This is a genomic window from Marinomonas hwangdonensis (assembly GCF_003721245.1).
Classification (GTDB): domain Bacteria; phylum Pseudomonadota; class Gammaproteobacteria; order Pseudomonadales; family Marinomonadaceae; genus Marinomonas; species Marinomonas hwangdonensis.
In genome coordinates this window covers 182,476-201,799 of record NZ_RIZG01000003.1, presented here as the reverse complement: position 1 = coordinate 201,799, position 19,324 = coordinate 182,476, and the positions used below count along the sequence as shown (strand labels likewise).

The 19,324-nt window shown below is 44.7% G+C and carries 18 protein-coding genes; 13 read left to right on the top strand and 5 right to left on the bottom strand.

Annotation, left to right across the window (positions count from 1 at the left end; all coding sequences use genetic code 11):
- Positions 1-398: 398 nt before the first annotated feature.
- Entirely contained in the window at positions 399-1,076 is a 678-nt protein-coding gene (mtgA, locus tag EBI00_RS06510; RefSeq protein ID WP_123095116.1) for a monofunctional biosynthetic peptidoglycan transglycosylase, read from the bottom strand.
- Between the two features lie 180 nt (positions 1,077-1,256).
- Between mtgA and EBI00_RS06505 the strand changes: the two genes are divergently transcribed.
- The 5 genes from EBI00_RS06505 to EBI00_RS06485 all read left to right on the top strand — a co-directional run bounded on the left by EBI00_RS06505 (position 1,257) and on the right by EBI00_RS06485 (position 7,584).
- The gene (locus EBI00_RS06505; protein ID WP_123095115.1) at positions 1,257-1,979 is read left to right on the top strand and encodes a metal-dependent hydrolase; all 723 of its coding nucleotides are present in this window, start codon (positions 1,257-1,259) and stop codon (positions 1,977-1,979) included.
- A 529-nt stretch (positions 1,980-2,508) separates the two neighbouring features.
- On the top strand, positions 2,509-3,396 hold the full coding sequence (locus tag EBI00_RS06500; RefSeq protein WP_206612556.1) for a DMT family transporter: 888 nt from the start codon (positions 2,509-2,511) through the stop codon (positions 3,394-3,396).
- 364 nt (positions 3,397-3,760) lie between these two features.
- On the top strand, positions 3,761-4,462 hold the full coding sequence (locus EBI00_RS06495) for a transposase (protein WP_123095114.1): 702 nt from the start codon (positions 3,761-3,763) through the stop codon (positions 4,460-4,462).
- A gap of 642 nt (positions 4,463-5,104) precedes the next feature.
- A complete protein-coding gene (locus EBI00_RS16075; RefSeq protein ID WP_206612555.1) occupies positions 5,105-5,305 on the top strand; it encodes a hypothetical protein in 201 nt (66 codons plus the stop codon).
- 995 nt (positions 5,306-6,300) lie between these two features.
- A complete protein-coding gene (locus EBI00_RS06485) occupies positions 6,301-7,584 on the top strand; it encodes a hypothetical protein (protein WP_123095113.1) in 1,284 nt (427 codons plus the stop codon).
- A gap of 78 nt (positions 7,585-7,662) precedes the next feature.
- On the opposite strand, the gene EBI00_RS06480 is transcribed toward EBI00_RS06485, so the two are convergent.
- The 3 genes from EBI00_RS06480 to polA form a co-directional block, all read right to left on the bottom strand.
- Positions 7,663-8,217, bottom strand: a complete 555-nt coding sequence (locus tag EBI00_RS06480) for a primase 1D-like protein (RefSeq protein ID WP_123095112.1) — start codon at positions 8,215-8,217, stop codon at positions 7,663-7,665.
- Complete coding sequence (gene dgt, locus EBI00_RS06475; RefSeq protein ID WP_123095111.1) at positions 8,214-9,608, bottom strand: dGTPase; 1,395 nt, start codon at positions 9,606-9,608, stop codon at positions 8,214-8,216. The genes EBI00_RS06480 and dgt overlap by 4 nt, the downstream gene beginning before the upstream one ends.
- 71 nt (positions 9,609-9,679) lie before the next feature.
- The gene (polA, locus tag EBI00_RS06470; protein ID WP_123095392.1) at positions 9,680-12,415 is read right to left on the bottom strand and encodes a DNA polymerase I; all 2,736 of its coding nucleotides are present in this window, start codon (positions 12,413-12,415) and stop codon (positions 9,680-9,682) included.
- Between the two features lie 233 nt (positions 12,416-12,648).
- Here polA and EBI00_RS06465 point away from each other — a divergent pair, with 233 nt between their 5' ends.
- From EBI00_RS06465 to znuB, 8 genes are all read left to right on the top strand, one after another.
- Positions 12,649-13,608 (top strand): homoserine kinase, encoded by a 960-nt coding sequence (locus EBI00_RS06465; protein WP_123095110.1) that lies wholly within the window; start codon positions 12,649-12,651, stop codon positions 13,606-13,608.
- Positions 13,609-13,621: 13 nt separating this feature from the next.
- Positions 13,622-14,191, top strand: a complete 570-nt coding sequence (locus EBI00_RS06460; RefSeq protein WP_174714898.1) for a DUF1007 family protein — start codon at positions 13,622-13,624, stop codon at positions 14,189-14,191.
- A 32-nt stretch (positions 14,192-14,223) separates the two neighbouring features.
- Positions 14,224-14,871, top strand: coding sequence for a LysE family translocator (locus EBI00_RS06455; RefSeq protein WP_123095109.1), 648 nt, complete (start codon positions 14,224-14,226; stop codon positions 14,869-14,871).
- A 33-nt stretch (positions 14,872-14,904) separates the two neighbouring features.
- Entirely contained in the window at positions 14,905-15,519 is a 615-nt protein-coding gene (locus EBI00_RS06450; RefSeq protein WP_123095108.1) for a MarC family protein, read from the top strand.
- A 148-nt stretch (positions 15,520-15,667) separates the two neighbouring features.
- Positions 15,668-16,606, top strand: a complete 939-nt coding sequence (locus EBI00_RS06445) for a nickel/cobalt transporter (RefSeq protein ID WP_123095107.1) — start codon at positions 15,668-15,670, stop codon at positions 16,604-16,606.
- Positions 16,606-17,160: a Fur family transcriptional regulator gene (locus EBI00_RS06440; RefSeq protein ID WP_241556968.1), complete on the top strand. Its 555-nt coding sequence runs from the start codon at positions 16,606-16,608 to the stop codon at positions 17,158-17,160. Before EBI00_RS06445 ends, EBI00_RS06440 begins: the two co-directional genes overlap by 1 nt.
- Positions 17,157-17,942 carry a zinc ABC transporter ATP-binding protein ZnuC gene (gene znuC, locus EBI00_RS06435; RefSeq protein WP_123095106.1) on the top strand — a complete coding sequence of 262 codons (786 nt, stop codon included), beginning with the start codon at positions 17,157-17,159 and terminating at the stop codon, positions 17,940-17,942. Before EBI00_RS06440 ends, znuC begins: the two co-directional genes overlap by 4 nt.
- A gap of 71 nt (positions 17,943-18,013) precedes the next feature.
- Positions 18,014-18,814, top strand: a complete 801-nt coding sequence (gene znuB / locus EBI00_RS06430) for a zinc ABC transporter permease subunit ZnuB (RefSeq protein ID WP_123095105.1) — start codon at positions 18,014-18,016, stop codon at positions 18,812-18,814.
- A 33-nt stretch (positions 18,815-18,847) separates the two neighbouring features.
- On the opposite strand, the gene EBI00_RS06425 is transcribed toward znuB, so the two are convergent.
- Positions 18,848-19,321: a DoxX family protein gene (locus tag EBI00_RS06425; RefSeq protein WP_123095104.1), complete on the bottom strand. Its 474-nt coding sequence runs from the start codon at positions 19,319-19,321 to the stop codon at positions 18,848-18,850.
- Positions 19,322-19,324 lie beyond the last annotated feature (3 nt).

The following is a 19,324-nucleotide window of genomic DNA, read 5'->3' as shown; positions in this document are numbered from 1 at the left end:
AATTTAGATTACAAAATCCTTTAAAAACCTAACCATATTTGTCTATACAAGGTAGTCGTGATTATTAAAAAGTAAAGCAACTGTAAAGGGTTTTGACTAAATTGCGCTCATCCAGCTGACTACAAATGGTCGAGCTATCGCTTTCATGCTCAAGAGTCACTGGATTTACAAAGTGAGCTCTGGCAACCACACAAACTTTATCTCAAGCTTAGCCGTCAGCAGGAAACGCGAGCGAAGCGTTACCAAGCCTTATTCAAATACCACATCCCAGAAGAAGAACTAGGACGGATTCGATCCGCTACGCATTCAGATATGGCACTGGGAAACGAACGCTTTAAAGAGGAGATCGAGAAGCTAACGGGTAGGCGAGTGACCCCCATTTTTTTTAGCAGCCTAAATTACTCAAGAATCGGCTTTAGATAATCAGGACCAAGTTGCTGCATTTGACGTTCAACCCAGTTGACTCTCTGACGAAGATAATAGGTTAAAGCGTTCGGATTTCGAGTGCGTGGGCTTGGTAGCATGATCGCCAATCGAGCGGCTTGGTTCATGGTGAGTTTACTGGCGGATCGGCCAAAATAATGCTGGCTGGCGGCTTCGACGCCGTAAATGCCTTTGCCAAATTCCGCTATGTTTAAATACACTTCGAGAATACGTTTCTTACCCCAAAGTGCTTCAAGGCTTACCGCAAAGCCTGCTTCCAGACCTTTACGAACAAAGCTACGACCTGACCAGAGAAAGAGGTTCTTCGCGGTTTGTTGGGTAATCGTACTCGCACCACGAAGGCTGTCGCCATCGTCGTATTGGCTTAGCGCCTTGCTGATAGCAGCAAAATCAACACCGAAGTGTTCAGGAAAACGTTGATCTTCGGAACCAACCACCGCCAGCGGCATATACGACGGCAGTTTATCAATGCTAATCCAATGTTGAGTGACCGGATAAGGGCTCTGCAACATAAACGCTGTTGTCGGTGGCGGTACAAACCGAAACAACCATAAGACGAGAACGAGAAACAGCAAAAACCGCCAGACAACAAACCAAATCCTGCCGAAAATACCTTGTTTACGCTTTGCCATTCAATGTCTCTTACGGGTTTTAACAAGGCTTTCTCGCCCGCGACGGGCATCAGTATAAACAAAAAAGATGTCTGCCTCCTTTAATTCTATTGCTCGATTCCTGTAGTATGCGCCCACTAACTTTTAACTATATATAAAACAATATCTTACTTTAGATTATCGCAATAAGGGCAATATCAAATGGCCGATTTTAAAACCCACGTTACCGTGGCTGCCATCCTCAGTACACCATTGGCCGCCAGTACGTTTATTATGGGCTTTGCCAACATGAACGAAGCCATTCTTTATGCCTTTGCTGGAACATTGGGTGGGTTACTGCCGGATATCGACGCCGATGACTCCGCCGCGATTCGATTGGTGTTTCGATTGTTCGGTGCCTTGGTCGCAGGTCTGGCGATTGCATTCGGCATGGATAAGTTACTCCATTGGCAAATACTCGCCTTAGCGATAGTCAGCTACCTAGTCGTGCGTTTTCCAATACAGTGGGTGTTTGAACAATTCACCATACACCGAGGCACGCTACACAGTTTGCTAGCCAATATCATGTTTGCCGCCCTCGCCGTGCCTACTGCTTATCACTTGTTCGCACTTGAAGCGAAAACCGCTTGGGGCATTGGCGGCTTCATATTCCTTGGCGCGACCATCCATCTAATATTAGACGAGCTATACAGCATTGAACTCTCAGGAATGCGCATCAAACGCTCGTTTGGCACCGCACTTAAACTCACCGACTGGGGCGAACCACTTGCATCACTTTTGTTAGTGCTCGGCTGTGCTTTGGGATATTGGCTAAGTCCAGATAGCAGCGATTGGCATTCTGCTTTTGCTTGGTTGCCCGAGTATGAAAGTTTAGCTGAGTGGATAAAGCAGGGATTGGATGGGCTCAATCACTTGTGGAGCTAGAACTCACAAACAAAGCATGCGCAGATCATTACTATTTTACCTTTAAATCTCTATCAAGTTGAGCGCCATCCATCATAGGTTCTGCCACATGAGGATGAATCTGCGTGAGGCCAGATTTCATTCCCAGTGGCTTAAATACCTTGTCGATAATTGGCTGCCTTTGTCATGCTCAATCATAATCTGCACTGGTAGTTCCAAGCATGTTCATGATTAACATAAAGGAAAAAATACCGTTATCATAATGTATCCACAGATGATTGTGATTAGGCGTATTTAAGTCCACTAGCTTACCTTGAAAGATTAAAAAGCGAACAGACAGTTTTTATCTACCCCAATACTGTTATCCATGATCGTTGTCGTGCAAATGTTGTATGTGTGCGACATGTTGGGCGAAAAAATTCGTCCCTTGGGGCAATGATTTTTATACAAATTGCTGTAAATTGGGGGCAGATGAAAATATCTATATTGAGATGCACTACAATCCGAACATTACCGATTATTAAACGAACGATGAAAGGCGAATAACCAAATGAGTCCAATGGAAATGGAAGCGCAGCGCACCTTAGTAGGAAAAGGTGTGCTGTTATGTTTAGCGGCGATGTTGGTATTCGCGTCACAAGATGCCGTGACAAAAATTCTCGTGCAGGATATGTCCGTGGCACAAGTGGTACTAGTGCGCTATTGGGTATTTGCCTTGTTTGCTATTGTTTGGGTGTCACGCACCAGCACCATTCGTCACGCATTGCGTTCTGTTCGCCCTAAGTTACAAGTATTGCGCTCCATATTATCCATCGCTGAGATTGCGATTTTTAATCTAGCTCTGCGTCATCTTGGCTTGGCAGAATCCCATTCGTTGATGGCGGCGTTCCCATTGATGGCGATTGCCTTGGCGGCACCCATTCTAGGAGAACGGGTAAACATGAAATCGTGGTTAGCGGTTTGTGTCGGCTTTGCCGGCACACTCGTTATCCTTCGGCCTGGGCTAGACGTCTTCAAACCTGAGTCATTGATACCATTAACCGCCGCCCTGTGTTTTGCCTGCTACCACGTCGTGACTCGTCAGGTGAGTTCAGCGGGTGATGGTTTTCATACCAACATACTGTATATGGCGTTGATTGGCTTTGTGTGTGCAACCCTCTTTGGTGTGACGGCATGGCGAGCACCAAGCACGCAGGAATGGATTTTATTGGCCGTGATCTCGATTATGAGTGTCGCCGCGCAGCTTTTGTTAGTAAAAGCGCTAGAGTATGCACCAGCCTCGGTATTACAACCGTTCAACTACAGCTTACTGGTGTTTGCCACCATTATTGGCTTTTTAGTATTTAGCGAACTACCAGACAGATGGACCATTGTAGGAGCGAGCATTGTCATTGCCAGTGGACTGTACGTGATCTACTTGCAGCGTGTTCGCGAATAGTTTTGATCTGATCCTGAACCGAATCCCTACAGCCCGACATGGAACTGGGGAATGACAGGTTTAAAAAAGAGATTGAAACGATCACGGGCAGGCGAGTCTCGTCTATGAAGCGAGGTCGGAAGCGGAGTCAGAGAGCTTAATTTTCATCTGACCCCAATTGTTGAACTGCAATTTAATCTAAGAAAATGTTTACGGAGCTAAGATTTTTATTACAAATCAAAATTGGGGTCAGATGAAAATAGAACACTGGTCGCCAGCTTGACTCAATAAGTGTTTACCCTAAGATATCGATTAGCCTGATATTTATGAACAGGATGTTCGTATCAGAGTCTTTTCAGTAAAGCTTATTTCAAAGGAGTGAAATATGGCGAGGCTTCCACGACTTTGCCCGATTGGCATCCCGCAACACATTATCCAACGTGGCAACAACCGCCAAGTGTGTTTTGCCAGTGAAGATGACTTCATCGCTTATGTGCATTGGTTAACGGAATACGCCCAAGAGTTTGATGTTAAAGTGCATGCATGGGTCTTGATGACCAATCATGTACATTTACTTGCAACGCCAATGACCGAGGGCAGTATCTCGAAAATGATGCAAGCACTGGGGCGTCGCTATGTCCGTTACTTCAACTACACCAACCAAAGAACTGGTACATTGTGGGAAGGGCGATTTAAGTCTTGTGTCATCAGTGCTGAGGAATACTTTTTTATCTGCCAGCGATATATCGAATTGAATCCCGTTAGAGCTAATATGGTCGCTCATCCAGCAGACTACAAATGGTCGAGTTATCGCTTTCATGCTCAGGAGTCACTGGATCTACAAAGTGGGCTTTGGCAACCGCATGAACTTTATCTCAAGCTTAGCTTTCAGCAGGAAACGCGAGCGAAGCGTTACCAAGACTTATTCAAATACCACATCCCAGAAGAAGAACTCGGACGAATTCGATCTGCTACGCATTCAGATATGGCACTGGGGAATGACAGATTTAAAGAAGAGATTGAGAAGCTAACGGGTAGGCGAGTGACGCCAAAAAAGCGCGGTAGAAAATCGAGTCAGATGGATTGATTTTTCATCTGACCCCAATTGCTCAATTGCTAATTTTCATCTGACCCGTTGCTATAAATGGTCGAGATATCGCTTTCATGCTCAGGAGTCATTGGATCTACAAAGTGAGCTTTGGTAACCGCATGAACTTTATCTCAAGCTTAGCCGTCAGCAGGAAACGCGAGCGAAGCGTTATCAAGCTTTATTCAAACATCATATATCAGAAGAAGAACTCGGACGGATTCGATCCGCTACGCATTCAGATATGGCACTGGGAAACGAACGTTTTAAAGAGGAGATTGAGAAGCTAACGGGTAGGCGAGTGACGCCAAAAAAGCGAGGTAGGAAACCAAGTCAGATGGATTGAATTTTCATCTGACCCCAATTGTTTCGGTAGGAAACCAAGTCAGATGGATTGAATTTTCATCTGACCCCAATTGTTTCCGTTAAGATAATAGTTACATTCTAGGCATTGTTCCTTGGTGTTGGATATACCTAACTGCAATTTAATCTAAGAAAATGTTTACGGAGCTAAAATTTTTGTTACAAATCGTCATTTCTTTAAGAAAATGTTTACAGGCTGTGTAAGTAAGCGTTTCTATATGGTTTATCTTGAGTATGATTTGTTATCTGGGCTTTTTAAAAATAGGCACCTAATGCGCCTTGTCCCAGTTGTCTCTAATTCCCGCTTCTACAAGCAAAGGCTCATTGAACATCCCAGAAGAAGAACTCGGACGGATTCGATCCGCTACGCATTCAGATATTGCACTGGGGAATGACAGATTCAAAGAAGAGATTGAGAAGTTAACGGGTAGGCGAGTGACGCCCAGGAAGCGAGGTAGGAAACCAAGTCAGATGGATTAAATTTTCATCTGACCCCAATTGTTCGCAATTGTTCAATTCGATCTGCTACGCATTCAGATATGGCACTGGGAAACGAACGTTTTAAAGAGGAGATCGAGAAGCTAACGGGTAGGCGAGTGACGCCTATGCAGCGAGGTCGAAAGTCGAGTCAGACAGATTAAATTTTCATCTGACCCCAATTGTTTGCCAATTGTTTGAATTTTCATCTGACCCCAATTGTTTGTGGATGGTAACGAAGCAGAAAAAGCCAGTTTCAGATGAAACTGGCTCATTCCTTGTAGATGAATGCTGAATCACTTTTTATAGTGGGTGGCCTGTTAAAGCTGTCTTCTTCTCATCCAGTATTGCCTGACTTGGCAAGAGTACAGCGCGCCTAAAAATCGCTAAATCTCGATAATTTCAATGATATGGATGGTAACGAAGCAGAAAAAGCCAGTTTCAGATGAAACTGGCTCATTCCTTGTAGATGAATGCTGAATCACTTTTTATAGTGGGTGGCCTGTTAAAGCTGTCTTCTTCTCATCCAGTATTGCCTGACTTGGCAAGAGTACAGCGCGCCTAAAAATCGCTAAATCTCGATAATTTCAATGATATGGATGGTAACGAAGCAGAAAAAGCCAGTTTCAGATGAAACTGGCTCATTCCTTGTAGATGAATGCTGAATCACTTTTTATAGTGGGTGGCCTGTTAAAGCTGTCTTCTTCTCATCCAGTATTGCCTGACTTGGCAAGAGTACAGCGCGCCTAAAAATCGCTAAATCTCGATAATTTCAATGATATGGATGGTAACGAAGCAGAAAAAGCCAGTTTCAGATGAAACTGGCTCATTCCTTGTAGATGAATGCTGAATCACTTTTTATAGTGGGTGGCCTGTTAAAGCTGTCGTGGTCGAAAACCGAGTCAGATGGATTAATTTTCATCTGACCTCAATTGTTTTATTTTGTTATGCTTTTGAAAAAGGATAAAGCTTATATTTCAATACGGTAAGGAAGTGTAATGAACAAAAATAAGATTAACTCTATCGATGAACTTTATAAATTATTTGATGAAAATTCAGAAATGGAAATTGATGCAGAGTTTTCTAAACAAACAAGATTAATTGTTCAAAGCCTAAATGCTAAGGGAGTGCATCTTAACAGATGGTGGGTTATGACTCCAACAAATTGGCAATGCCCATCCTGTAATAGAACAAAGCTTGAAATAGCTAGATTAGATCACCATGGGTTTGCTTCATGTCAGCTGCACGAACATCATGATCATATGAAAGATACTGTTAGAGAATTGTTTATTGAAAGTTCATCTAGTCGTGATGTTGTTGTGGCTGATTGCATGTCGGAGCGCTTCGCTATTAGAACTGCTTTTGCTATCTCTGCTTATGATAACACTGTTATTTGTGCTGATTGCAATAAAGCTGATGGAGAGGCAAAGAGATTATCTAATGCAAACCGTTATTTTTCATTCTCACCAAGCGAGATAGCAAAGTTTATAATAGTTAATCCTAATGAAGAGCATAGAATAGACCAAGAAAAAGCAAAAAATCTTTGGGATGAAAATAAATTTACTTTTGATAAGCGTATGGAAATTGCTGGGTTGATTGCAGATCTAGCTGCTAGCAATAATCATTGGTACAAGCCATCAACGAAAACATCAAAAGGTATTGAAAAAGATGCTAATTATTGGTTTTCATATTATGGCTTGTCAGAAATTGATAGGGAAAAAGAACCTCGTCAACTTTTATATAATCCAACTCCTTTCAAGGGGAGGGTGGACTTATGGAGAAAAACATTAAGGGCAGAAAATAGTCGGAAACCCACTCCCGGAGATGTTCAGCACTTAGTGAAAGTGAATGGAAGATTTTGGAACAAGGTTGATGATATTTGGGAATGTCCATGTTGCAAACGCTCTAAGTATGAATGCATTCAAATGTCCAAGAAGAATAAATGGGTTTTTGAAATTAAAAATATTTATTCGAATTGTGAAAGCTCTGATAAATACTGTGAATTTATAGATGTTTGTAATGAGTGTTATAAGACTTCTCAGCATTTAGGGCAAGAGGCTGTAAATAAATTGGAGAGAGATGATTGTTTTGATTTTAGAGGCGGCTATTATCAGAGTCTACTTTCTATTGATGAGTTGAGTAGGGTTATTGAGGCTAGGGCTAACTCTTCTCATGTTATTAACAATAAATTAGCTGATGAGTTAGTTTTTTTAGCTTCTAATAGAGCTATCAATCAAAATTATTTCGACTCGCCGAAACATAGAGAAGAAAGGCGAAGTTGATCTAAGGCGTTTTCTTTCAGTTTATTCTAAAGGGGGTAGAATAAAGGGTCAATTATATGTTGACCCTTTATATAAAAATTAAATTTTAGTTGGGATCTTAAGATAGTAGTCACTATTTGCAGACCAGCGGAGAGAGGAATAGCCGCCTACAAGTCGATGACCTACCCATCTAGTATCAATAATTGATGGCTCGTTTGGCAAATTAGCGAGTAAGAGTCTACCCATGAATTCAACCCATCTAGTATTAGGAATGGGAGTTGATCCATATGCATGTAATGATCTTCCTGATTCATAGAATGAAAGACTGTGAAATATCTCTTTTGGAAGCAAGTTAGATAAAACCTTTTTGGCTTTATCAATATCTTCTATTTTGCAGTTGAAATCTATCATTGGCATATGGTAATAGCGCGAACCGATTTTAAATTTAGAATGAAAGGCAAGCTCTTCATTCTCATTTAGTCGATTTAGCTGATCTAATAGCCAGGAATCAGATAAATCTAATTTCTTTACAGGAAAGGATTTTCTTTCATCTATTATTGATTGAGGTTGATATTTATAAATGCTAAATTCCAATTCAATATTTTCGTGTATTGAGTCAATTACTATGCTTATTGGGTGTGATTCTATGTTCATAGTGTTTTTATCTCAATTCCATTAAGTAAGCGATAGAACTGGAGTGCAAACTCATCAGTCATGCCTGATATATAGTCAATAATTAGCTGCAGCCTGAAATACCACTCTGTTATATCTGAGTTATCGATGTTAACGAGTTGCTCTTGATAGTGCTTAACGAGCTTGCTTGGAAGTTTTCCAAACATTCTGCTATGAAGATGAAGTCCTTTAGCGTTCCCACTCAATAAAAGATCGAAATCTTTTCTTTTTAAAGAAAGTAAAATTGAAAATTTTTCTAGAAGGCCATAAACAATGTTGTAACCGGCAATTTCTATATCTTCTGCTTCAGGTGACTTATATAAGTGCTCTCTACAAAATAATTTAATTATTTTTAGAGCTTTAGAGAATGGGTCTGTTTCATCTCTGTCAAAGAACCCAACAGTGAAATCTCCCCTTTCTATTGAGTCTATGAACCGCTTTGCTGCTTCATCTACATAAAGGTTTATCATATTTATACGAAATGAAATATATGATCCAATAATTCTATCTTCACCGCTTTTAGTTGGTATGCATTTCGCAATACTACCATCACTCAGTTCTTTAAAACTACTAGCTAGATGCTCTAAAACTTCTTCACTTTTTATTATGTTTTTTTCTATGCCATCCTCAATATCGCTGAGGCAGTACGCAATATCATCAGAAGCTTCCATAATATAAACAAAAGGATGTCTTTGTGATGGTTCCAGCTTCAATTCATGCCAAATGGTAGCTATATCATCGGCTTCAGAGGAAAAAACACCTACTTTTTTGTAATCGATCGTATTGTCTGTAGATAGTTTTGGATATTTAATCAGCGATGCAATTTGCGTATAAGTTAAATTTAAACCTTTTTTTCCTGCTTCTCCTTGCAATGTCATTGCAATACGAAGACCCTGTGGGTTACCGTCAAAGTTAGTGATATCAAGATAGTTTTTTGAACTGGGATCGATATCTTTATTTATAGAGTCATCGTAAAGACTAGGACCGTTTTTATTAAACCACTCTTTGATAGCCTCCTCTCCCAAATGCCCGAATGGAGGGTTGCCAATATCATGAAGAAAGCAAGCAGTTTCAACTATTGGCTCGATATGTTCAGATAAATATATTAAATCTTGATTTTGTTTTTCTATTGCTTTCTCAACTATCTTTTGCGCAATATATTTACCAATATGTGCAACTTCTAAAGAATGAGTTAGCCTACTTCTAACAGCCGCATTGCTCTCTAAAGAGAATACCTGAGCCTTACTCTGCATCCTGCGAAATGCTGGGGCAAAGACTACTCGCCCTCTATCACTTTCAAATTGTTGCTTAGGTGACCTGTCGCTTGGGCTCGTACTATCTCTAAGACGTTTAGTAGATATTAAGTGTTTCATGTGTAAATCCGTTTAATAAAATTAATGAAGATTTGCTAAATAATGCAGGTGTTGTTGAATGATGCAAATATTTAATGCGCCTCGTCCCAGTTGTTCCCAACCCCCGCTTCAACCAACAACGGCACGTCGATTTTGCTGCTGTTTTGCATGATGTCGACGATTTTCTTCTGTGCCGCATCAAGGTCTTTTTCAGCGACTTCGAAGATGAGTTCATCGTGTACTTGCATGATCATTTTCACGTCTAGGTCGGTTTCGGCGAGCCAATCGTGCATCTTGATCATGGCGCGTTTGATGATGTCGGCGGCGGAGCCTTGCATCGGGGCGTTGATCGCGGTGCGTTCCGCGGCTTGGCGCATCATGGCGTTTTTCGCTTTGATGTCTGGCAGGTACAAGCGGCGGCCGTAGATGGTTTCTACATAGCCTTTTTCTTTCGCACCTTCGCGGGTGTTTTCCATGTATTGCTGTACGCCTGGGTAACGCTCGAAGTAGCGTTTGATGTATTTGCCTGCTTCTGGGCGACCAATGCCCAGCTGTTTCGCTAGACCAAAGGCCGACATGCCGTAGATCAAGCCGAAGTTGATGGCCTTGGCACGGCGGCGCTGTTCTGTGGTGACTTCGTCTAGGCTGACTTCGAAGACTTCCGCTGCGGTGGCTTTGTGCACGTCGGCGTCTTTTGTGAAAGCGTCTAATAAGCCCGGATCTTGGGACAGGTGAGCCATGATGCGTAATTCGACTTGTGAGTAGTCGGCCGCTACTAACTTGTAGCCTTTAGGCGCGATGAAGGCTTGGCGAATACGGCGACCTTCGGCAGAGCGAATCGGGATGTTTTGCAAGTTCGGATCAGTCGACGACAAACGGCCTGTCGCGGTAATGGCTTGGTGGTAAGAGGTATGAATGCGGCCGGTTTTCTGGATCATCTCTGGCAGTTTGTCTGTGTAAGTGGATTTCAACTTAGACAAGCTGCGGTGTTCCATGATCAAACGTGGCAGTTCGTAGTCTTGCGCCAGTTCTTGCAAGATAGGCTCGGCAGTGGATGGCTGGCCTTTTGGTGTTTTCTTGATAACTGGCAAGCCTTGTTTTTCGAACAAGATGACTTGCAGTTGTTTTGGCGAGCTTAGGTTGAAGCTTTCGCCCGCTTGTTCGTGAGCTTTGATTTCCAGTTCTTGCAGTTTGCCCGCGATTTCGGTGCTTTGCAGGTGCAAGAGTTCTGGGTCGATCAAGGCGCCGGTTTGTTCCATTTTCGCCAATACCGGAATCAGTGGGCATTCGATGTCTTTAAAAATGCTGACCAATTCTGGTGTGGTTTCGATTTTCGGCCAAATTGCTTGATGCAAACGCAAGGTGATGTCGGCGTCTTCTGCCGCGTAAAACGCGGCGACTTCTAAGTCGATTTGGTTAAAGGTTTTTTGCTTCGCGCCTTTGCCGGCGATGTCTTCAAAGCTCACGTTGGTGTGGCCGAGGAACTTGCTGGCAAGAGTGTCCATGTCGTGGCGAGAGCTTACGGAGTTGTACACGTACGATTCCAACATGGTGTCGTAAGCGATGCCACGCAAGGTGATGTCGTAGTTGTTTAGCACGTTGGCGTCGTATTTTAGGTGTTGGCCGACTTTTGCTTGGCTGTCGTCTTCTAGCCAAGGTTTCAGCTGTTCTAGCACCCAAGCGCGATCTAGCTGTTCTGGTGCACCTTCGTAATCATGGGCGACAGGAACGTAGGCAGCTTCGCCCACTTCTACCGAGAAGGACAAGCCAACCAGTTCCGCAGCCATGTAATTGAGAGACGTGGTTTCTGTATCGAAGGCAACCAGTTCAGCAGCTTGGATTTTTTCTAGCCATTTGTTGAAGCTTGCTTTGTCTAAGACGGTTTCGTAGTTGGCTTCGATGTCGGATTTAACTGGCGTTTCCACTTGGCCGTCATTACCAACGGTATCGCTGGCGGTTTCTACGCTTGGCGCTTTGTCTAGATCAGACAACCAAGTTTTGAACTCCAGCTTAGTGAACCATTCACGCAGTTTTTCTTTGTCCGCTTCGCCGTTTTTCAATTCTTGTGGCTCGAAGGGCAGTTCTACGTCGCATTTGATGGTCGCCAAGGTATAAGACAGCTCGGCCATCTCTTTGTTGTCTTCCATTTTTTGCTTCATGGTTTTGGAGCCACGAAAGCCCAAGTCAGCGATCTCGTCTAGGCGATTGTAGATGTCTTTGATGCTGCCGAGTCCTTGCAACAAGGCCAAGGCTGTTTTTTCGCCCACACCCGGTACGCCTGGGATATTATCGACTTTGTCGCCCATCAGTGCAAGGTAATCGATGATGAGTTCGGGCGGAATGCCGAATTTGTCTTTCACACCTTGGATGTCCATGACGGTGTTGTTCATGGTGTTCACAAGGGTGACTTTGTCGGTAACCAGCTGCGCCATGTCTTTATCGCCAGTGGAGACGATCACCTCGCGGCCTGCTTCGCCCACTTGTTTGGCGATGGTACCGATCACGTCGTCGGCTTCTACGCCATCGATGATTACTAGCGGTAAGCCCATGGCTTCCACCATGCGGTGAATCGGCTCGATTTGTGGGCGTAGGTCGTCTGGCATCGGTGGACGGTGCGCTTTGTATTCGCTGTAGATCTCGTCGCGGAAGGTTTTGCCCTTGGCGTCGAAGATGATCACCATAGGTGAATCTGGGTAGGTTTTGATTAGGCTGCGGATCATACTGATCACACCGCGCGTGGCGTTGGTTGGGTGACCGTCGCTGGTGTGCATCGGTGGAATCGCGTGGAATGCTCGGTAAAGGTAAGACGAGCCGTCTACCAAGATCATGGGCGTGTTTTGTGTTTTAGAATCCGTAGCCAAAATAGAACCTCTTTTTAATCGGCGATTATGGGCACTATTCTAAGGGTTTATGGTGAATTTTTCAGTGTTAAAGACGATTTTATACTTGGTTAATTGACCTTTTGACGCTTATTGTGGAGCATAGGCGTGTTAATGCGACGTTTCATTTCTTGATGATGTTTTTGACTATTATTTTTTATCATAATCACAGGTAGTACCACTTGGCTGTTTACACTTCTCTATCCGATTCTGACATGCGCGCCTTAGTGGCTGATTATTATTTGGGTGAACTGGTTTCGTTCCAAGGCATTACTGGCGGCGTTGAAAATACCAATTATTTTTTGAATACCACAACAGGCAAGTATGTTTTGACCTTGTTTGAAGAGTTTGAGTTTGACGAGGTCCCCTACTTTTTAGACGTTGTCGCGCATTTGAAACACAAAGGTTTTAATGTTCCTGCGGCCTTGATTGACATTCATGGTGAACGCTTGCGTGTGGTCAAAGATCGCCCTGCCATTATTGTGGATTGTTTCCCCGGCAGTGGGTTGGAAAGCACCAATGTGGAAACCTGTCGTCAAATGGGAAGTGTACTGGCGAAGCTGCATTTAGCCGGTGAGGATTTTGCCACTCATCGTGAGAGCCATCGTGGTATGGCGTGGTGGCACAAAACGAGTGAGGCGATTGCGTCACAACTGGAACCGGAACAAGCGCAGCTGTTGTTGTCACAAATTGCGGAGTTCGATGCCTTTATTGCCGAGCACCCCGATTTGCCGAAAACCACCATTCATGGGGATTTGTTTTATAACAATACCTTGTTTGAAGGTAATCAATTATCGGCGATTATCGATTTTTACAACGCTTGCCATGCTTGGGTGATGTATGATCTGGCGATAGTGGTGAACGATTGGTGCTCTGACATAACCACCGGCGAATTAGACAACGCAAAATATCGTGCGTTACTCAAAGCCTACTTGCATGAGCGAGAGGCCAGCCCAGAGGAAGTGCTTGCGTGGCCTTATATGCTGCGTATTGCGGCGTTGCGTTTTTGGTTGTCTCGCTTAGAAGCGTGGCATGGAGCGAAACAGGATCCAGAGCGTTTGGCTCAGCAGCATGATCCACGTGAATTTCAACGTATTTTAGAAGCTCGTGTGCGTTATGCTCCGACATTGACGCTTGCCTGATATAGGAAACAGTATGGTGCGCTTTTGGTTTTGTCTTTGTATAGCCAGTATTTTGCTGGTAAGTAATGCGATGGCGCATCCGCATGTATGGGTCGATTCACAATATCGTATTAAAGTAGATCAACCATCGATAGATTCCCTTGAAGCCACTTGGAGTTTAGACTTATTTACCTCGACTAGTCTCATCGCAGAATATGACGTAAATGCGGATGGTGAGCTAACCGGCCAAGAGAAGCTGGACATGATCGAGATTTTTAAAAGTTTTGATCAATACGGCTATTTCATCAAGATGAAGCAAGATGGGGCCGACTTGGTGCCAGACAATGTGCAAGTGTTGGATGTGCGTATTCGAGATCAAATGCTGTGGGTTCGATTGGGTATTGCGTTGTCGGCTCCTATTAATGTTGAAACATCGACGTTAGGCTTTGCTTTTGGCGATGATGAATTGTATTTTGCCATGGAGCCTTTAGAAGAAGGTTTGGTACAGCTATCGGGCGCCTTGGCTGAGACGTGCACACCGAGTGAACGTGAAGCAGTAGAAATGTCTGTGGCGTTTTGGGTCGATTTGACGTGTCAATCCTAGTGGATTTTTATTGTTTTCGAGGATGAAAGCAGATGTTAGAGCATTTTCAGTGGTTGCCTTTCTTAGTGGCTATTAGCCTTCTTACTATGAGTCCTGGTGTTGATACTATTTTGGTGATGCGAAACGCGGCCCTAGGCGGCTGGCGTTTGGGCTTTTTGACCAGTTTGGGTATTTGCATGGGTTTGTTTGCTCATGCGGCTGTGTCTGCTTTGGGGTTGTCGGTTATTTTGTTGGGTTCAGCAGGCTTATTCACCGCGTTCAAAATCGTAGGGGCGGTGTATTTGGTGTATCTGGGCGTGCAAGCACTGCGTAGCGCCATGAAACCTGTGGGTATGACCTTCACGGTGGCGGATAAAGACGGAAAGCCACCTCGTGTGCTCAGTGCGTGGGGCAGCTTTCGCCAAGGACTATTATCGAATGTGTTAAACCCCAAGCCGATTATTTTTTATATGGCGTTCTTACCGCAGTTTATTGACCCGAGTCACTCGGCGTTGGCGCAATCTCTTTTTATGGCCTCCCTTCACTTTATCATAGCGATGGTGTGGCAAACGTTTCTTGCGCTTGTGGTTCATAAAGCGCGAGTTTGGCTGGCGCGACCAAAAGTGGCGCAAGCGTTGGATGGCTTCACTGGCGTATTGTTGGTGGGCTTTGGTATAAAACTCGCATTGAGTCAGCGCTGATCGCGTTGTTGAGTGCTTCTTTGGTTGTTATAAATGAGTTTATTAATTTCGACTTGGATTAAGTTCTTTTTCCTATTCGCGCCCTTTTTTGTGTTGTCTATGTTTCTTGCGTTAACGCGTGGAGAAACCGCAGCATCACGTAAACAGGTTGCCAATAAAGCCATTGTTGCGTCCGTGGCAATTGCCCTTGTGTTGCTGTTTTTTGGCGGTAGTTTGTTTGCTGTGCTTGGTATTACTTTGGATTCTTTCCGAATTGGCGCCGGGATTCTGTTGTTTATGTCGGCATTAAGCTTGGTACGCGACGGCACACGGAATCATGCGGTGGGGATGCCTAGCGAAGAACGTGATGATATTTCTGTGGTGCCCTTGGCCGTGCCGACTATTATTGGTCCCGCCACAATAGGTACCATACTGGTGTACGGTGCGGAGCTGCAAGGATGGGATCTGATTATTGGTATTGGTGGTCTGCTACTGGCTTTGGGCAGTTTGGCGATCATTTTGTATTCGGGTTCCATTATTGAAAAAATACTTGGCCGAACAGGCCTAAACGTATTGTCAAAAATTACCGGGTTGGTGTTGGCTGCGATGGCGGCACAGATCTTTATGAGTGGGGTGATGGGGTTTTTACAGCCTCAGCTCGCATCTTAAGGTTTTAGCGCGGTAGCAAATTCGCGCTGAAACAATGTCGCTTCTACATTTTTTCATCAAATGTGACGTTTTTTCGCCTTGGCTTCTCCTCGGGATTCAATTGTTATATCATAACAAAATTGTACCCAACTTTGAGTGAGAGCCAATTATGGCGAAAAACGTCGCTTTCTTTTTACTGTCTTTTTTATTGCTTCATAACTCTGCGTATGCGGCATTTGAAATGTCAGCTTATCAGGATTTTATCCGCTGGATCATGTCTCAACAGGCGGCCTTTCATCGTGAATTGGTGTCTTTAGTTCGCTCTATAAGCAAAGAGGGTAGTCCTGTTTTGTTGTGGGGTCTCATCACGACGAGCTTTTTTTATGGGGTCTTTCATGCGGCGGGTCCTGGTCACGGCAAAGCGGTGATTTCGGCGTATATGCTGGCGAGTAAAGCGCCCTTGCGTCGTGGTGTAAGTTTGTCATTTGCGTGTGCGGGTGTGCAAGCGGTGATGGCCATCGCGGTCATTCTGGTTTTGAGTCAGGTGTTTTCGTTAGCCGGCAGAGCCATGCAAATCAGCCGTTTCTTTGAGATCGCCAGTTTTGCGGCCGTTGGTTTGATTGGGGTCTGGATTTTAGTGCGTTTGCTACGAGGGCAATCTGGCTGCGGCCATGATCACTCTCATGACCATGACCATGACCATGACCATTCTCATGAACATAAACACGATCACGATCATGCTTGTTGCGCGCACCATGAAGAAGAAGCGAAAACTGCACGTCGCAGTATTTGGGCGATGGTGGCGGCGGTTGGTATTCGGCCTTGTACGGGGGCCATTTTAGTTTTGTTATTTTCTTTGAGTACCGGCATTTTCTGGTGGGGTGTTGTCGCCACGTTTGCGATGGCCTTGGGGACCGCGATTACGGTCGCTGTTTTGGCGGGAGTCAGTGTGTTTATTCGTGATACCAGTTTGTCGTTAAGCAATGAGCATCGTGCTTGGCGACAGCGTGTTTCCCGTGCGTTTGGTTTTTTTGCGGCGCTGGCGTTAATTATCATCAGTGTTTCCATGATCTGGAGTTACTTGAGTAACGCTGGGAGGGCATTTTAATGGCACAACACCCATCACATCAGGATGAGTCTCATCATGTCGGCCATGATCAGGATCATAGCCATGACCACAACCACAACCACTGCATTGATTCGGCCTTAGCGACAGCGGAAACCTTGTGTATTGAGCAAGGGCAGCGTTTGACGAAAGTGCGTCGTCGAGCATTAGAGTTGATATGGGAAAGTCACCGTCCGTTGGGGGCTTATCAGTTGTTGGCGAAATTAGCCGAAGAGGGGTTTAATTCTGCACCACCGACGGTTTATCGTGCCTTGGACTTTCTATTGGGGGCGGGGTTGATTCACAAGGTGGAATCGATGAATGCGTATCTGGGTTGTGCGCACGCAGACAAGGCGCACAAGGGATATTTTCTGATTTGTGACGAATGTCACAATGTCATGGAGTTTGATTACCAAGATATTCATGCGGCCTTGATCGCTAAAGCTGCACAACAAGGCTTTGAGTTGCGCGCAGAAACCATTGAACTGACGGGTTTGTGTGCGGAGTGCAAAGCCACTAACACAAGTGCCGCTAATACTCAAGGAACACGCACATGAGTAAACGCTTAGTGGTGTTTGATAAAATTGGTATTTCGTTTGATGGCCGAGTGCTGCTCGACAATATTGATATGAGTATCAGTGAAGGGGAAATCGTGACTTTGATTGGCCCCAATGGAAGTGGCAAAAGTACCTTGATACGTACCTTGCTCGGTTTGCAAGACGCCACGTCAGGCGAGATAGTCAGGCACAAAACTTTGCGCATTGGATATATGCCGCAAAAATTGCATATTGATCCGACTTTACCGCTAACGGTTAAGCATTTTCTGGCGTTGGTTCGAGGGGTGGATAAGCGTCAGATTCTGCCAACATTAGAAAAGCTGGGCATTGGGCACTTGCTTGGCTCTCAAGTCCATGTATTGTCCGGTGGCGAAACGCAACGTGTGTTGTTGGCGCGTGCGTTATTGAATAGACCAAATCTATTGGTGTTGGACGAGCCGGTCCAAGGCGTAGATGTGAACGGTCAGGTAGAGCTTTATAACCTGATAGAGAGCATTCGCAACGAGCTGCAATGTGGCGTATTAATGGTGTCCCATGACCTACATTTAGTGATGGCGAAAACGGACACTGTGGTGTGCATTAATCAGCATGTCTGTTGTTCCGGAAGTCCTCAACATGTAACAGGCCATCCTGCGTATCAAGCCCTATTTGGTGTGCCTGGTGCCGATGAGTCGATTGCCATTTATGCTCATCAACATGATCATGTGCATGACGACGACGGCCGTATTTTATCCGACGACAGTGACGCTCACGCTCACAATCACACGCAATGTCATCATTAACAAGGTGTCACCATTAATCAGACGTCACCATTCATCACCACACGTAAGCGAACTTTGGAGAAAGTAATACCATGTTGGATTTGTTAGTTAGGGCCTTAATAGGGGGGCTCGGGGTGGCTGCTGTCGCGGGGCCTTTGGGCGCTTTTGTGGTATGGCGTCGCATGGCTTACTTTGGCGATACACTCGCCCATTCGGCCCTACTGGGTGTGGCACTGGGCTTTTTATTCGATATTAATTTAAACCTTGCCATCATTGTTTTGTGCGTTGGGCTGGCTTTGGTGCTGGTGATGTTACAGAAAAAACACATCATTGCCACCGACACACTGTTGGGTATTTTAGCGCATTCGGCTTTGTCACTCGGTTTGGTGGCGGTGAGTTTTCTTGACAACATTCGCATTGATTTAATGGCGTATTTGTTTGGGGATTTGTTGGCCATTAGCCAAGCCGATGTGTATTGGATTTACGGTGGGGGTTTTGCCGTTATTGCTTTGCTGGTCACATTTTGGAAACCACTGTTGGCCATGACGGTGAACGAAGAGCTGGCAAAAGTAGAAGGGTACCCGGTTGAAGCTATTCGATTGTTATTGATGTTGCTGGTGGCTCTGGTGATTGCCGTAGCGATGAAAATTGTGGGGGTTTTGTTGATCACTTCCTTGATGATTATTCCGGCAGCCACCGCACGAAAACTTTCGAATACGCCCATTCAAATGGCCTCGTTTGCGAGTCTGATTGGCTGCTTTGCTGTTTGTGGTGGTCTATGGGCGTCTTATCGCTGGGACACGCCAACAGGGCCAAGTATTGTCGTGTGTGCGGCCTTTTTGTTTCTGCTGGCCTACACTTTTCCCTTTAAGAAAGTAAAGCGATTTGGCTAAAGCCCCTTCATCGCTTCACGTTTACTGGGTGTTTTAGAGTTGAGTCTTGAGAAAACGATCTAATGCCAATGCCCCTGCACCACGGAACATGAGCAAAAGCGCAATCGCCAACCATGTGGCGTGGGTTGGGTAGGCGTCAGGATAGACGAAAAATTGAATGACCAATGTCATGCAGGCTAACCCCAAGGCGGCGAAACGAGTAAATAAACCCACTAGGATGAGCGCGGGTAAAATATGCTCCGCTAAGGTGGCTAAAGTCGCCGCCACCATAGGGGAAAGCAGCGGTAAATTGTATTCATATTCGAACAGAAATACCGTGGTGTCTTTTAAAATAGGCCACCCTAGCTGCATTTCTAAAGCGATAATATCCAAAGAAAATCCCTCTATTTTGGTTTGCCCTGCCTTCCAAAAAACGGCCGCAATGGCAAACCTCGCGATCAATAAAACCAAGGGCTCTGGTAGTTTCTTAAAGAGATTTTCACTGGTGTGTAAAAAGCCAGACAACATAGT

Coding starts and splice junctions, on each gene's coding strand:
- mtgA (WP_123095116.1), bottom strand. CDS start 1,076: ATGGCAAAGCGTAAACAAGGTATTTTCGGCAGGATTTGGTTTGTTGTC.
- EBI00_RS06505 (WP_123095115.1), top strand. CDS start 1,257: ATGGCCGATTTTAAAACCCACGTTACCGTGGCTGCCATCCTCAGTACA.
- EBI00_RS06460 (WP_174714898.1), top strand. CDS start 13,622: ATGGTGCGCTTTTGGTTTTGTCTTTGTATAGCCAGTATTTTGCTGGTA.
- EBI00_RS06450 (WP_123095108.1), top strand. CDS start 14,905: ATGAGTTTATTAATTTCGACTTGGATTAAGTTCTTTTTCCTATTCGCG.
- EBI00_RS06485 (WP_123095113.1), top strand. CDS start 6,301: ATGAACAAAAATAAGATTAACTCTATCGATGAACTTTATAAATTATTT.
- znuC (WP_123095106.1), top strand. CDS start 17,157: ATGAGTAAACGCTTAGTGGTGTTTGATAAAATTGGTATTTCGTTTGAT.
- EBI00_RS06440 (WP_241556968.1), top strand. CDS start 16,606: ATGGCACAACACCCATCACATCAGGATGAGTCTCATCATGTCGGCCAT.
- polA (WP_123095392.1), bottom strand. CDS start 12,415: ATGATCTTGGTAGACGGCTCGTCTTACCTTTACCGAGCATTCCACGCG.
- EBI00_RS06500 (WP_206612556.1), top strand. CDS start 2,509: ATGAGTCCAATGGAAATGGAAGCGCAGCGCACCTTAGTAGGAAAAGGT.
- EBI00_RS06480 (WP_123095112.1), bottom strand. CDS start 8,217: ATGAACATAGAATCACACCCAATAAGCATAGTAATTGACTCAATACAC.
- znuB (WP_123095105.1), top strand. CDS start 18,014: ATGTTGGATTTGTTAGTTAGGGCCTTAATAGGGGGGCTCGGGGTGGCT.
- EBI00_RS06495 (WP_123095114.1), top strand. CDS start 3,761: ATGGCGAGGCTTCCACGACTTTGCCCGATTGGCATCCCGCAACACATT.
- EBI00_RS06445 (WP_123095107.1), top strand. CDS start 15,668: ATGGCGAAAAACGTCGCTTTCTTTTTACTGTCTTTTTTATTGCTTCAT.
- dgt (WP_123095111.1), bottom strand. CDS start 9,608: ATGAAACACTTAATATCTACTAAACGTCTTAGAGATAGTACGAGCCCA.
- EBI00_RS06425 (WP_123095104.1), bottom strand. CDS start 19,321: ATGTTGTCTGGCTTTTTACACACCAGTGAAAATCTCTTTAAGAAACTA.
- EBI00_RS06455 (WP_123095109.1), top strand. CDS start 14,224: ATGTTAGAGCATTTTCAGTGGTTGCCTTTCTTAGTGGCTATTAGCCTT.